General features: G+C 45.5%; 12 protein-coding genes and 1 pseudogene. 7 read left to right on the forward strand and 6 right to left on the reverse strand.

The features are described 5' to 3' along the window. Positions 1-3: 3 nt before the first annotated feature. A complete protein-coding gene (locus ACUNWA_RS14030; protein WP_445592556.1) occupies positions 4-237 on the forward strand; it encodes a hypothetical protein in 234 nt (77 codons plus the stop codon). A gap of 106 nt (positions 238-343) precedes the next feature. Here the strand turns inward: ACUNWA_RS14030 and ACUNWA_RS14035 are convergent, their stop codons facing one another. Further along, a complete protein-coding gene (locus tag ACUNWA_RS14035; protein WP_445592557.1) occupies positions 344-535 on the reverse strand; it encodes a hypothetical protein in 192 nt (63 codons plus the stop codon). Between the two features lie 435 nt (positions 536-970). Here ACUNWA_RS14035 and ACUNWA_RS14040 point away from each other — a divergent pair. Continuing rightward, a pseudogene (locus ACUNWA_RS14040) lies at positions 971-1,237 on the forward strand (transposase); the annotation flags it as partial. Positions 1,238-1,626: 389 nt separating this feature from the next. Continuing rightward, entirely contained in the window at positions 1,627-2,193 is a 567-nt protein-coding gene (locus tag ACUNWA_RS14045) for a hypothetical protein (protein WP_445592558.1), read from the forward strand. A gap of 358 nt (positions 2,194-2,551) precedes the next feature. On the opposite strand, the gene ltrA is transcribed toward ACUNWA_RS14045, so the two are convergent. Next, a complete protein-coding gene (gene ltrA, locus ACUNWA_RS14050) occupies positions 2,552-3,652 on the reverse strand; it encodes a group II intron reverse transcriptase/maturase (RefSeq protein ID WP_445592559.1) in 1,101 nt (366 codons plus the stop codon). A 715-nt stretch (positions 3,653-4,367) separates the two neighbouring features. Between ltrA and ACUNWA_RS14055 the strand changes: the two genes are divergently transcribed. From ACUNWA_RS14055 to ACUNWA_RS14070, 4 genes are all read left to right on the forward strand, one after another. Beyond that, positions 4,368-5,123 carry a hypothetical protein gene (locus ACUNWA_RS14055; protein WP_445592560.1) on the forward strand — a complete coding sequence of 252 codons (756 nt, stop codon included), beginning with the start codon at positions 4,368-4,370 and terminating at the stop codon, positions 5,121-5,123. Between the two features lie 125 nt (positions 5,124-5,248). Beyond that, positions 5,249-6,166 carry a hypothetical protein gene (locus tag ACUNWA_RS14060; protein ID WP_445592561.1) on the forward strand — a complete coding sequence of 306 codons (918 nt, stop codon included), beginning with the start codon at positions 5,249-5,251 and terminating at the stop codon, positions 6,164-6,166. 295 nt (positions 6,167-6,461) lie between these two features. Further along, positions 6,462-6,926, forward strand: coding sequence for a hypothetical protein (locus ACUNWA_RS14065; protein WP_445592562.1), 465 nt, complete (start codon positions 6,462-6,464; stop codon positions 6,924-6,926). 161 nt (positions 6,927-7,087) lie between these two features. Beyond that, positions 7,088-8,266, forward strand: a complete 1,179-nt coding sequence (locus tag ACUNWA_RS14070; RefSeq protein ID WP_445592563.1) for a sialidase family protein — start codon at positions 7,088-7,090, stop codon at positions 8,264-8,266. Between the two features lie 158 nt (positions 8,267-8,424). Here the strand turns inward: ACUNWA_RS14070 and xseB are convergent, their stop codons facing one another. The 4 genes from xseB to ACUNWA_RS14090 form a co-directional block, all read right to left on the reverse strand. After that, on the reverse strand, positions 8,425-8,625 hold the full coding sequence (xseB, locus tag ACUNWA_RS14075) for an exodeoxyribonuclease VII small subunit (protein WP_299583326.1): 201 nt from the start codon (positions 8,623-8,625) through the stop codon (positions 8,425-8,427). A gap of 11 nt (positions 8,626-8,636) precedes the next feature. Next, positions 8,637-10,076, reverse strand: coding sequence for an exodeoxyribonuclease VII large subunit (xseA, locus tag ACUNWA_RS14080; RefSeq protein WP_445592564.1), 1,440 nt, complete (start codon positions 10,074-10,076; stop codon positions 8,637-8,639). Positions 10,077-10,135: 59 nt separating this feature from the next. Further along, positions 10,136-10,945 carry a toxin-antitoxin system YwqK family antitoxin gene (locus tag ACUNWA_RS14085; protein ID WP_445592565.1) on the reverse strand — a complete coding sequence of 270 codons (810 nt, stop codon included), beginning with the start codon at positions 10,943-10,945 and terminating at the stop codon, positions 10,136-10,138. Between the two features lie 66 nt (positions 10,946-11,011). Further along, the gene (locus tag ACUNWA_RS14090) at positions 11,012-13,222 is read right to left on the reverse strand and encodes a bifunctional alpha,alpha-trehalose-phosphate synthase (UDP-forming)/trehalose-phosphatase (RefSeq protein WP_445592566.1); all 2,211 of its coding nucleotides are present in this window, start codon (positions 13,220-13,222) and stop codon (positions 11,012-11,014) included. Between the last annotated feature and the right edge of the window lie 64 nt (positions 13,223-13,286).

Consider the following 13,286-nt stretch of genomic DNA (forward strand, 5'->3'; position numbering starts at 1 on the left):
GAAATGGCTTCAGAAAAAGCAAAAGATGAAAAGAATCAGTTGATCGGTGGCTTCCGAACTGCCGATAAAACAAACTTGTCCTTTGGGTTTGACCCCAAAGAACGAGAAAGCGCGGCAGACGATGCTTTGCCATTAAACGCTGACAGGACCTTCGGACGCTGCCAGATTGTGGGCTACCTGTACTGTTACGCTCTTTTCTCCTCCTATTCTTATGAAACGACCAAAGGATTAATGTAATTTTGTATGTACATTTTTTCATTTCTGATCACTGCAAGGAGGAGTGGCATCGGTTTACCGGTGTCGAGGTGGTTTTGTTGTAAGGCTTAAGTGTCAGCTGCTCCTTTCATTTCTTTTCCGATGAAAAGAAACGCCCGCCTGCCGGACGGGCAGGGAAACAAAGAAAAATCCTGAAAATTTCATCCTTCCACCCGCAAGGCTCTAGCTGGCCCGGGCCAAATTTTCGCCCAACGCGCTCTTCACCTGTCGGTGAAGTTGGTGGAAGCAAGTCTTGCTGGTAATCGATTCGTACGTTCATCTATTCGTGCCTTCGTACGTTCGCTCAACACGAAAGGGAGGTGGTGGTCTTGTTGGTCAATGTAGTATCCAAACGGTCCCTTTCATTTCTTTTCGGATGAAAAGAAACGCTCGCCTGCCGGACGGGCATGGAAACAAAGAAAAATCTTGAAAATTTCATCCTTCCGCCCGCAAGGCTCTCGCTGGCCCGGGCCAAATTTTCGGCCTGCGCGCTTTCCTCCTGTCGGTGAAGTGGGGGGATTAGACCTTGTCGGTTGTCGGTTCGTTCATTCGTGAGGTCGTATCTTCGTTCGTTTTTCCGGGCAGAATCGTCTTCTGATCAAGTCCGGATCTTCTGCGTTACTTCTGGGTATCTTCTGTATAGCTTCTGTATTGAAAAACACAGAAGATACTCTGAAATAACTTAGAAAAAACGGGAAAGATTTGGACTTGGTATGGAGCAACATTTGTCAAACGATTTTTACTCCACATTTTGCCTTCGGGTTTCTACAAAGTCAGGTACTTTGGCATTTTGGCTTCGGCCAATGCTGCCGCTCAAAAAGAGCAATGCCTGGCTCTGATAGACAAAGACCAGTACCTCTCGCCGGTGGAAGGATTGAATGCTTGCCAAGCTTTCCAGATCCTTAGCGGAAAAGACCCTTGGCGATGTAAGCAATGCGGCGAAGGGATCATGAAAGTTTACCCGATAAGCAACTCTGCCTGAACTAACAAACACGCGTTCTTTGATAAACCGAACAATAAGTTTCCAACAGACTGATCTAAAGGTCAACGGGAAAACGATGTTCGCCCCTGAAGTAAAAGCAGTGCTCGAATAACAAGAAGCGAAAGAAACGAAACGGCAATCGTCTTAATCTGAGACAATAGAGGAGATTCTGCAAGCGGGAAGCCCATAGCGTCGACGGGGAATAGTCCAACTATATTTTATCCATCATTTTAAACTCTCCCAATAGCAAAATAACAATATTAATTATTATTGCTAATTTAACAGCATGCCAGAACGATGGATAAAATACTAGAACGTTGGCGATAATATGACGCAACTCCTCTCAAAGAAAACCGTCTATAATATAAACAATTAAACCCAATAAAGAAATGAAAAAGCTTTTAGTGATTAGTTTAGTTATTACGGCAATGATATCTTGTGAAAAGGACGATAATTATAGAATGAATGTGGACAGAGATTATTTTCCTCTTCAAATTGGCAACCAATGGAACTTTGAGTTAGCAGGGAAAGACTCAATAATTGATATAACAAAGATTAATGGAATTGAGTATTTTGAATTTGTTAATGACTTTGGAACAACTTCATATTATAGAAAACAAGATGACCGAATCTATGTGAAGTCCCTTTCCAAAGAAAATACTGAAGAAATGAAGTTTGATTTAGCTGCTAATATTGATGAGACATGGAAATATGGTCCAGGTTATGTTACCCTTATAAGTAGAAATGCAACTATATCTATTGGTGATGTACTAATTGATAGTTGCTTACAATTTAATTTCCACAATAATAATTTAATTGATTATGGATCAACTATTTGGTTAGCACCTGGAATTGGTTTAATTCAAAGGACATGTCAGGAATGTTTTGGTTCTTCATTTGAAACTTTAAAACTAGAAACAGCAAGGATAAATAATCAATTGATTGAATTTAAATAAATACTACCGCCAATCGAGTGGGAAGCCGCTAGGCTAAAAGCCTAGCGGAGAACCCCTCACACCACCCAGCGTACGGGTCTCGTACTGGGCGGTTCGTTAAGTCATAGGAAACAAAACCGTACTTGGTTTAACTTGATTGTAGAGTTCCTGTAAGGGAATGTAACCGCGTTTTTTCAATCGATCAATTGTAATGGTAGTCCCCAAAATCGGGCTCTGAGCAATACGCCAACCACCCATTCTCGATCGGCTCCATTGATAGGCTTGTCCCTGTTCAGCCCCCAAACGAATCAGGTTTTTCCTTTTCCGTTCCCTGCCCTGCAAGCTGGCTCCTCCTTAAATTTGTCCACCGGACAAATTCTTAACAGTCGGCCCTCCAGTGGTGCCAAATGCAGTAACGGAGTCGGTTCCGTAACCACCCGTCCAGTTCAACGAGTTTGTTCTGGATGCTTGCCATACGGAAAGCATTAATCCAGCCCCGTTGCACTTCGCCCATTTTTTCGATACGTTCATCAAAACTCATGGGAGTGGTTTTTCGGGTGATGGTTTTTAGCTTTTGCTTCAAGTTGCGCCAACTCTTTTCCGAAACGACCAATTGATATTTGCCGCGTTCTCCTTTCTTGTAGGTTGGCACAAAACCAAATCCTAAACAGGTAAAATGTACCGGTCGGCGAATGCCGCTTTTCTCCCGGTTGATAGTCAACTTCAACTTCTTCTTAAGAAACTTAAAAATGTTGTTGCCTACCTTTCGGGCTGTAGCTTTCGTTTTAACGTAAATGCTAAAATCATCGGCATAGCGAACAAAACGCAAACCCTGCCGTTCCAATTCCCTGTCCAGTTCATGCAACATGATGTTGGACAGTAAGGGGCTCAGAGGACTTCCCTGCGGTACGCCCTTCCGGCGCTTGACCAGCTTCCCGTTTATTTGTATCGGGGAGCGAAGCCATTTGCGAATAAGGCGTAGGGTTTCGCGGCATCTGATTTTGCGGTAAAGCAGTTGTAATAAATAGCGGTGGTCTACTTCATCGAAAAAGGTCTTCAGATCAATATCGACGATATACTGATAGCCCTTGTTGATGTAGTCCTGTGCTTTTAAAACTGCCTGCCCAACGCTTCGCTTAGGGCGGAATCCAAAACTGGAATCCGAGAACTCATATTCGAACCGTGCCGTGATAACTTGCAAAACCGCCTGTTGTAACAAACGATCAGTTACCGTGGGAATACCAAGTAACCTTGTTTTCCCTTCTCCTTTCGGAATCGCTACGCCTAAAATGGGTTGGGGCAAGTATTGACCACTACGAACTTTGGCTGTCAGTTCTCCTTTATCAATTGATAAAAGGTCCGACAGTTTACATACAGGCATGTGGTCAACCCCTGCCGAACCGTGATTCTGCTGTACTTTCCACATCGCCTGTAACAAGTTCTTGCGCGATAAAATTTGCTCAATCATTTTAGTTTCCATCTTTTGTTTCCCTGTCCCGTCTAAAACAAGGCTAGATTCTGCTCACACAGAAAGCTTCCTTGTCGAATTTAGGACAACTTAACGTTCGGCCCTTCAGCTTATCGGTGAGTCCTCTGCCTTTTCGATGACGGCTCGTTTCCAAAGCCTACTATGGCCTCTGCTGACTCCTCAAAGACTTTGGATCTTTGAGGCCTCCCAGGTAAGAGCATCTTCCCTGCCTACCGGCAGGCAGGCTTCCTCCAATCGCTGCCTGATCTACTACTTTGGCGCTCATCCCTTGCGGAATGTTTTGGACGTTACAATGATGTGCTTGCTTATCCGACCTCATAGCCTCATATCAGGTTCCTGTTCGTCAGTACCGGGATTTGCAGTCTGGCTTCCTTCACTGCTTGAGTCGCCCCAAACCAGCTTGCCACTTGCTAATGCTTCAAGACGTTACTCCTGCGCATAAGGGACTTAAACCCTCTGGAATAATTTCATGCATCACACTACCATTTAACACTAAAAAGTTGTATTTTAAACATTTTTTCCAGAGCTTTCAGTAGTGTGTGCACATGCTCATGCTGGGCACACACAAAGTACATATTTCAGAGCGGGGTTGGTGCGGTTAGCAACTGCGGATTCTCGCATCATCGTTCCGTTCTGCCGGACAGGAACGAAGCTCCGAAATCCGCTCCGCAACATGTACCAACCGTTAACTAAAAATCTAAACGTCATGAAAATCAGAATTCTAATGGCCTTATTGTTCATGCTGCATGTTGGATGCCAAAAGGAGGAGGTAAAAAATACGGAGGCTTCAATTGTAAGCATGCGTTTTGACTTTGGAGAAGTAAGCTTTGAGGATCGTGAAGGCGTTATTAAAGCACCGGCATCGGTGGAGCTGGAGAAATTGATCCCAACGATCGAACTGTCGGAAGGGGCCGAAGTCTATCCTCCGTCGAAGGCTATGACCGATTTTTCCCAGCCTGTGGATTATACGGTTACTTCCGAAGACGGGGAAAATGTCAATTATTATACGGTTTCTGTTTGGCTTCCCATTGTCAAGTTTACGGTTTATGATTGCACCAACAGGTCTGCTGAAAACCCGGTTCCCGAATTGGCTTCGAATGCAAAAATCTCCATCTTTAAGGATGAATCCGGAGAGAAAGAATTGCTTGAGGTGCTCACGACTGATGACAATGGAGAAGCTTTTTTATATGGTCATGGCGAAATGGAGTATTGGTACCTAGTCCAAAAGGATGAGGCTGGCAACTTAATTGATGGATATATTGTAAACGGGGTCTTTCAAAATCAAGAAGAGATTGACAATTATGCCGTGCAACCCCAGCCGTCGGCGATTGGCGACCTGAAATTTATGGATGCCGATGGCGATGGACGTGTCAATGAGAATGACAAAGTGGATTACACAAGAATCTGGAATTTGCCAGAAAATGGAATAAAAGCATTTACCGTTTACATCGCCAAACCGTAAAAAGGGTTGCCCGGTGCGACGAATAGATTGGAGCGGTGGTGTGCAGCTTCGGATTTGCGAACCAGAGCTGGCTCAACAAACGATTAAAAAACTCGAACTAAATACCAATAAACGACCAAACTAAAATGATGAAAAGATCAATCAAACTTATACTGATTATTTTAAGCCTGACGGCTTGTTCAGCTGTAAAGCATGAAAAAGTCACCAGTCAAACGATAACGATTGAGCGAGGCAGCCTCCTTAAATCAGAAAACTTTCAAAGTCAGTCAACACTTTCGTCAGTTGCTTTAAATGATAAGGATAGCGAGATACGTAAACTGGCGGTTGAAAAACTGACCCTCCAGTCAACACTGTCCTCGGTGGCTTTAAACGATAAGGACGCAGAAGTGAGAGAGTCGGCAGTTCGTAAGTTGACGCTTCAGTCTTCGCTCTCTGCCATAGCAATGAATGATACGGACAGCGAGATACGTAAACTGGCAGTTGAAAAACTGACTATCCAGTCGACACTATCCTCGGTGGCATTAAACGATAAGGACACAGAAGTGAGAGAGTTGGCAGTTCGTAAGTTGACGCTTCAGTCTTCACTCTCTGCCATCGCAATGAGTGATACAGATAGTGAGATACGTAAACTGGTGGTTGAAAAACTGACCCTCCAGTCGACACTGTCCTCGGTGGCATTAAATGACAAAGATGCAGAGGTGAGAGCGTTGGCAATTCGTAAGTTGACGCTTCAGTCTTCGCTCTCTGCCATAGCACTGAATGATAAGGACAGCGAAGTTCGAAAACTGGCAGTTGAAAAACTTACCCTCCAGTCGACACTATCCTCGGTGGCATTAAATGATAAGGACGCAGAAGTGAGAGCGTTGGCAGTTCGTAAGTTGACGCTACAGTCCACGCTCTCAGACGTGGCATTGAATGACAGCGACCGGGAGGTTCGAAAGTCAGCCGTTGATAAAGTAACGATTCCATCCATTTTAACATCTGTGGCCCTCAATGACGAGGATGCTGAAATCAGGAAACTAGCCTTAAAAAGATTGGAGTAAGGAAATAATTGATGCGATTTTCTTCATGCTGACCTTGTTGCTGGCGCGGTTTTGCAAACCGAGCCTTGCTTGTAAAAGCAAGAAGTTATTTGCTCTGATGGGCAAGGCACAAATTGTAAATTTGGACCAGCGAGGGGAAACAAAAAAGTCTCACTGGAAAGCGCTTAATATGATGGTTTTTACTGTTATATTACTCAGACAACTTTAAACAACTTCGATGTTTAATTAGGTAATATATTATTGCATTTCAGACCATTTATTTGTAATTTACATATTACACCAAAAATTAACGGTCATGAGAAATCTCATCGTCACCATTTTTATTCTGTTCTTTTTTGTTCTGGCAAGTCAAGCACAGAAGCCATATTCTATGGAATACCTCGAAAATGCTTCACCGCAGGAACTTGATTTTTATTTAGACAAGGCTCTGAAACTACAGAAAACTGGTAAAACTGTTACCATCGTGGGTGGTTCAATATTGGGGGCAACTGCTGCCACCGTAGGAGGAGTTGCTTTATTTGCCGAAGGTGATTGGGCTTTAGGAGCAGTTGTTATTGGTTTTTTCGGTGGTATTGCCGGATTAGGAACAATGGCTGTGGGAATCCCTATGAAAGCAACTGGAAAAAAGAGAATTGAAAGAATTAATACGATTAAAAACACGGCATTTGATGGGGTAAAGATTGACTTGAGGCCTTGTGCTCACGATAATCTGATGACTCAAAATTATCAGCCTGGTATAACGCTTAGAATTAGGTTTTAATGTGAATCAAGAGTTGAGAATATTATAAATAAAAATAATTAACCCCGCTAATAAATAGGGCTTTAAAAGTCCCGCGCCGCACATAGCAGATTTGTTAAGCTACATATGATGCGATTTCTCGCAAGCCGATGATGGAACGATCAAACTAAAAAATGTGAAATATGCGAATTTCGAACGATACGATCCTACTGCTTAGCAGTTTCTTTTTATGGATCTCCTGCCAGTGTGCGGAAACGCCGGAACCGGTGCAGACTCAAGTTTTATGGAGCCAGGCCGACAGCAGTCATAACAACTACCGTATTCCTGCGCTGGTGGTCAGTACGAAACAAACGCTTCTGGCTTTTGCCGAGGGGCGCGAAGGCGGAGATTCGGGTGATATCGACATTCTGCTGCGCCGTTCAACTGATCAGGGGCGCAGCTGGGACGAGCAGCAAGTGGTGTGGGATGATGGCCCCAATACCTGCGGCAACCCTTGTCCGGTGGTTGACCAGACCAGCGGACGTATTTTTCTGTTTATGACCTGGAATTTGGGGAGCGATTCGGAAGATGCCATTATTCGCAAACAAAGCCAAAATACGCGTATCCCTTACTTCTGCTATTCTGATGATGATGGCCTGAGCTGGTCGGAGCCTGTTTCGCTGGGCGAAAGCTGCAAAGTACCCGACTGGGGCTGGTATGCCACCGGGCTGGGAGTGGGCATTCAGCTGCAAGCGGAGCCTTACAAAAACCGGCTGATTATTCCCTGTAACAACAGCTATACGGTGGAGCAGGAAAGCGAGGCCGTAAAAGGTGCTTACGGTTATGGTGCGCATGTGCTGCTGAGCGATGATGGCGGTCAAAGCTGGCGGATGAGTGAGCCGATCAGTCCGAAAGTGAATGAGAGCCAGGTGGTTGAGTTGGCCGATGGACGCCTGATGATGAATATGCGCTCGTATCAGGGTAAAGCTTGTCGCGCGGTGTCTTACAGTCGGGATGGTGGCGAGAGCTGGTCGGAGCCGGAACCAGCACCACAGTTGGTGGAATCGGTTTGCCAGGGAAGCATTATCCGGTTGGACGGGCATGTGGATCGTCCCCTGCTTTTTTCCAATCCGGCTGTTCCTTTTGGCCGCACGCACATGACTATTCGGTGTAGTTTTGACGAGGCAAAGAGCTGGTCTAACTCCAAATTGGTTTATGCGGGGCCGTCGGCCTATTCGTGTTTGGCAGCGCTGTCGGATGGTCGTATTGGTCTGTTTTTTGAGGTGGGAGAAGATCATCCCTACGAAAAGATGGTCTTTGTTTCTTTAGCTCCGGAAGATCTTTACCAGCCCGGAGTTTTACTTGGTGATCACTTGCCCTAAGCGTTAAGTGCTCAAAAAAAGAAGCTGTCTCAAAAGTCACTTTAACATATGAAGCCGTCATTGGCAGTGAAACGAAGCAATCTGTTATTCAAAAGATTGCTTCAGTCGCTCCTTCTTCGCAAGGACGAAGAATTGTACTTTTAGACACCTTCTTTTTTTTAATCTTCCATTTCCTTCAGAATGTTTTCCACTTCCTCTTCGGTTTTGTGCAATTTGTCTTTACACAGTTTAATCAGACTTGAAACCCGTTTGACCTGGGTAGACAGCTGATCAACGTCCAATTCTTCGTTTTCAATTTTTGCCAGAATTTCATCAATCTCATTGACTGCTTCCTGATAGCTTGGTTTCTTTGTTGCCATTATCTGTTCGTTTACTTCTTGATCAATTTACTTCTTACTTTTCCGTCGGCCAGCTGGGTTACCAGTTCATCATCCGGCTTCAGTTGCCCGACCGACTTAATTAACAGCCCGTTTTGATAGGTCAGACTATAACCTCGTTTTAGTACGTTCTCCGGATCGACCAGCCGTATTTGTCCTTCAAAATGAAGCAACTTGTTGCCCTGTATTTTCAGGTTGTTGTGCAGCCTGATTTTCAGCTCTTGCTGCGATTGGTTCAGCTGGTTGCGCTTGATGCGAAACTGACGTTGCATGAAAAAATGCAGGTTGTCCAGTTTGCGTTCCAACTGATGCTTTTGCTCGCTAACCTGACCGGTTCCCAGCTTTTCAATCTGGTAGCGATGTTGTTTTAGCGCTTGTCTTTTGGTTGACAAGAAGGTAGGAACGGCTCGCTCCAGTTTCAGGCTGGTCAGTTCAAAATACTTGTTTTCTTCGCTCACCAGCTCCCGAACATCTTGCTTGAAGTTTTGTAACACCCGCTGCAGGTAATCTTTTTCAGCCAGCAACCGTGTTTCAACTTGTTCGGCAAACTGCTCTTTCCGTTCATCCAGTGTTTGCTCAAAAGCTGCGGCCCCGCTAATCAGGAACTCTGCCACCGCGGTTGGTGTTTTCAGTTTGGTGTGCGCTACCAGGTCCACAGCTGTTTCATCTTTGTCGTGACCAATGCCGGTAAGCACCGGAATAGGTAGCTGGGTAATGTGATAGGCCAATTCGTAATGGTCGAAACTGGCCAGATCAACTTGGGCGCCACCACCACGAATGATGACCACGACATCAAAAAAATCTTCGTATTGAAAAACGCGCTCTAAGGCCTGCATGATCGAGTTAGCCGCATCTTTCCCTTGCATGATGGCGGGAAATAGTTTCGTGTAGAAACGAATGTTGTACACGTTGTTGAGCAGCTGGTTCTGGAAATCTTGCAAGCCAGCTGCTGTGGGTGACGAAATGATGGCCACACGCTGCGGAACCAGCGGAAGCGCTAATTCTTTATTCATGTCGAGCACCCCATCGGCTTCCAGTTGGAGCATGATTTCGCGACGTTTGCGCGCCATGTCGCCCATGGTATAGCTGGGATCGATATCGCGGATGTTGAGGCTGAGCCCGTAAACCGGATGAAATTCAACCTTCGCCTGTACCAGCACTTTTAAGCCTTCGGAAAATGCTTGGCCGGTGGTGGTTTCAAAATAGGGTTTCAACATGCGGAAAGAGTAGCTCCAGATGGTGGCACGACAGCGGGCAATCACCTCTTTGGTGGCTTCGTCGATTTCCACCAGCTCGAGGTAGCAATGGCCGGTCCGGTTGCTGTTCAGCTCGCTGATTTCGGCTCGGATCCATAGCATACCCGGAAAAGCGTCATCCAGCTGCCCTTTTATCTGCTTGTTCAGCTCCGAAAGTGAAAGTTGCGTGATTCCCATCTTGTTTTGTTTACCGTGAGCTTTTTGTTGTTTTAAAGGCTTCTGCTCTCACCCTCATTTTATCGACGGAGCATTTTGTTCTTGATCATGTATTGCATGGGATCATTCATGAACTTCTCCGGGTCGATCAGTTCTTTTTTGTTTTCTTCCAGCTCCTTAAATTGCATGTGCTGAATACTATCCAAAACCCGGGGATTGGTCAAGGTGCCCAAATCGTAGTGCAGGCTGTGCGAAAAGCTTCCATCCGGGTTCGAGTAGTTCCACTGTCCGTGTCTCAGGCCTTTTACATATAAGGCATCCAACTCCAGCTGGCCATTTTCGAAATAGATTTGGCAGGCACCATCGCGTGTTCCTTGCTTCATCATGCATTCCATATACGGTTTCCCGTTTTTAAAATAAGCCCGGTAAATACCATTTTTCTCATCGTCCTTCCAGTTGGTCTCTTCAAACAGCTCCCCGCTGGGGTAATAGGTTTTCGAAAGACCTTGTTTGAGGTTGCTCTCAAAATGTTCTTCCGAAACCAAGGTTCCTTTTTGAAAATAGAGCCACTGTCCGGTCTTCAATTGATTCAGGTACCGACCTTGGGCCATTAATTTTCCACGGGTGTCAAACAGTTCTGCCTGAATGGTGTCCGAATTCTCCTTGTACGATAAGCGGGCCTTTAAAAGCCCGTTGGAGTGATAGCGTTTCCACACACCAACAGGCTTGTCATTTACGAAATTTCCTTCGTAGGCCAGGTTGCCATTCGCTTGTTTCTTTTGCCAGAATCCTTGTTTTTGGCCTGCCTGATCTATCTGGTTGAGCTGCTCTTGCGCATGAGTTGTGTGCAGAGTCAGCACCAACAGAAAGAGGAATAAATATCTGATCATCGTATCTTTTTTTCTGAGGCCCAAAACTATTATTTTTTCCTGAAACGAATGCGTATTGCACTGGGCTTAGTTTTCGCCCAGGTCTTTTAGCAGGTTACGCACACTTCTTACGGACTCCACTTTGTAGGAAGCTTCTGTTTTCTTCATGCCGACTTTGATGGTGTAGGCCGACTTGGGCAGCTCCCGGAACATGTACTCATCAGTCCAGTCATCGCCCAGGGCAATGATGGAGTCGTATTGGCTGTCGCGAAGGAATCGCATGGCTGCAACACCTTTGTTGATGCCTCCGGCTTTGACTTCAATGACTTTATTCCCTTCCATGATTTCGAGGTTGTGGTTGGCCGTCATCTCACGGAGCTCATCCTTCAATTCGTTGGCTCGAAGTTCGCCTTGTTCCGGTTCCGAATTGCGGTAATGCCATACCAACGAGTAATTTTTTTCTTCGATGAATGTTCCCGGCGTACGGTCTACAAAACTCTCCAAAATTGGGCGGATCGTAGGCTTCCAGGAGCTCGAAATATTGTCAAGCATCTGCCAGTCTTCGCCAATCTTTTTCAACCAAACGCCATGTTCTACAATCAGGTTGACTTTGTGATCGCCGAGCCAGCGTTCAAGGGTTTCCCGATCACGTCCGCTGATAATGGTGACCGTATTTTTTTCATTCTTTTCAAGCGTGGTAATGAGTTTATGCAATTCTGCATCGGGGCTTGCGGCCTGCGGATCGTTTTTAAAATCGACCAGCGTACCGTCATAATCCAGAAAGATGGCTCGTTTTTTTGCTTTTGAAAAGTGCCCGACCAATTCACGACTAACAGCCGGGGTGATTCGTTTGGCCAACAGGTTGTGTTGAAGCTTCTCTACTTTTTTCATGCCTTTAATGAATTCGCGCGACCATTTGAACACGTCGTAGCGTCGTATCCGGTCTTGCAGGTAGCGCATCCGGCGTTTTTGCTCTTCCATCGACATGGTTAAAGCCTGGTGAATGCTGTCGGCAATTTCGGCTTCGTTATTGGGGTTGATGATAATGGCTTCTCCCATCTCTTTGACGGCTCCGGCCATTTCGCTAATAATAAGCACTCCACTTTGGTTGATGCGTGAGGCAATATATTCTTTGGCCACCAGGTTCATGCCATCGCGCACTGGTGTAATTAGCGCAACATCGGAGGTGCTGTAAAGTTCGATGAGGTTTTCGAAAGGCAGCGAACGGTAGAAATACCAAACGGGCGTGTAGTTTACCCCACCATATTGGCCGTTGATGCGTCCAACCAGTTCATCCACTTCACTTTTCAATAGCTTGTATTGTTCCACCTCGTCGCGCGAAGGAACCACGAGCATGATGAGCGACACCTTGTTGCGGAATTCCGGGTATTTGATCAGGAATTTTTCGAAGGCATGCAGTCGATTCGGGATGCCTTTGGTATAGTCGAGCCGGTCAATGGAAAGGATTAGTTTCCGATCGGGCGACACCAGAAAATATTTCTCCAACTCGCGGTGAAGGACAGATCGTTCGCTCAATGGTTTGTGGGCGATTTCCTTGGCCATGTTTTCAAACTTGTCGTAGTCAATTCCCATGGGGAAGGCATCGGCCAAAATAATGCGGTCTTCGAGGTGAATTTCGTTGAAGGAGATTTCGTAGCCTAGCAAGCGCCTTACAGAGCTGAAAAAGTGACGCTCATAGTCGTAGGTGTGGAACCCGATCAGGTCGGCTCCCAGCATACCTCTAATGAGCTCATTTCGCCACGGAAGGATACGAAATACTTCGAATGAAGGAAAAGGAATATGCAGGAAAAAGCCAATGGTTACATTCGGTTTGACCGATTTGATAAGCTCTGGAACCAGCAGGAGCTGGTAATCATGAATCCAAACAATATCGCCATCATCGACAATCTCCAGGGCTTTTTGCGCAAACTTGTGATTGACTTTTTTGTAGGCTTCCCAATAGTCGTGGTTGTAGTCAATAAATTGGGCAAAATAGTGAAACAAGGGCCAAATGACATTGTTGCTAAACCCCTCGTAATACAGGTTGATTTCCTCTTTGCTTAAATGAACGGCCAGACAATCTTCTTCAACCAGCTTGTCATCAATTTCCAGAACTTCGTCTTCGGTTAAGTCATCTTTGGCTAATCCCGGCCATCCAATCCACTTGCCTCCATACTCTTTATAGATTGAACGCATTCCGGTGGCTAGGCCTCCAACGCTGGGGGCTAGGCTGAACGAATTTTCTTCTTTTTTTATACTTAAGGGTAATCGGTTGGAAACAATATGAATCTTGCTCATAATTATCTGTTTGTTAGTGTTTTGATGTTTCTTTTTGTATTCTTGGGGCGTCTCTTCAAGTACA

It is taken from the genome of Sunxiuqinia sp. sy24, assembly GCF_052677165.1.

What these genes read in the sequence shown, in the direction of transcription:
- ACUNWA_RS14030 (WP_445592556.1), top strand. Translation starts at nt 4, where the DNA reads ATGGCTTCAGAAAAAGCAAAAGATGAAAAGAATCAGTTGATCGGTGGC.
- ACUNWA_RS14035 (WP_445592557.1), bottom strand. Translation starts at nt 535, where the DNA reads ATGAACGTACGAATCGATTACCAGCAAGACTTGCTTCCACCAACTTCA.
- ACUNWA_RS14045 (WP_445592558.1), top strand. Translation starts at nt 1,627, where the DNA reads ATGAAAAAGCTTTTAGTGATTAGTTTAGTTATTACGGCAATGATATCT.
- ltrA (WP_445592559.1), bottom strand. Translation starts at nt 3,652, where the DNA reads ATGGAAACTAAAATGATTGAGCAAATTTTATCGCGCAAGAACTTGTTA.
- ACUNWA_RS14055 (WP_445592560.1), top strand. Translation starts at nt 4,368, where the DNA reads ATGAAAATCAGAATTCTAATGGCCTTATTGTTCATGCTGCATGTTGGA.
- ACUNWA_RS14060 (WP_445592561.1), top strand. Translation starts at nt 5,249, where the DNA reads ATGATGAAAAGATCAATCAAACTTATACTGATTATTTTAAGCCTGACG.
- ACUNWA_RS14065 (WP_445592562.1), top strand. Translation starts at nt 6,462, where the DNA reads ATGAGAAATCTCATCGTCACCATTTTTATTCTGTTCTTTTTTGTTCTG.
- ACUNWA_RS14070 (WP_445592563.1), top strand. Translation starts at nt 7,088, where the DNA reads ATGCGAATTTCGAACGATACGATCCTACTGCTTAGCAGTTTCTTTTTA.
- xseB (WP_299583326.1), bottom strand. Translation starts at nt 8,625, where the DNA reads ATGGCAACAAAGAAACCAAGCTATCAGGAAGCAGTCAATGAGATTGAT.
- xseA (WP_445592564.1), bottom strand. Translation starts at nt 10,076, where the DNA reads ATGGGAATCACGCAACTTTCACTTTCGGAGCTGAACAAGCAGATAAAA.
- ACUNWA_RS14085 (WP_445592565.1), bottom strand. Translation starts at nt 10,945, where the DNA reads ATGATCAGATATTTATTCCTCTTTCTGTTGGTGCTGACTCTGCACACA.
- ACUNWA_RS14090 (WP_445592566.1), bottom strand. Translation starts at nt 13,222, where the DNA reads ATGAGCAAGATTCATATTGTTTCCAACCGATTACCCTTAAGTATAAAA.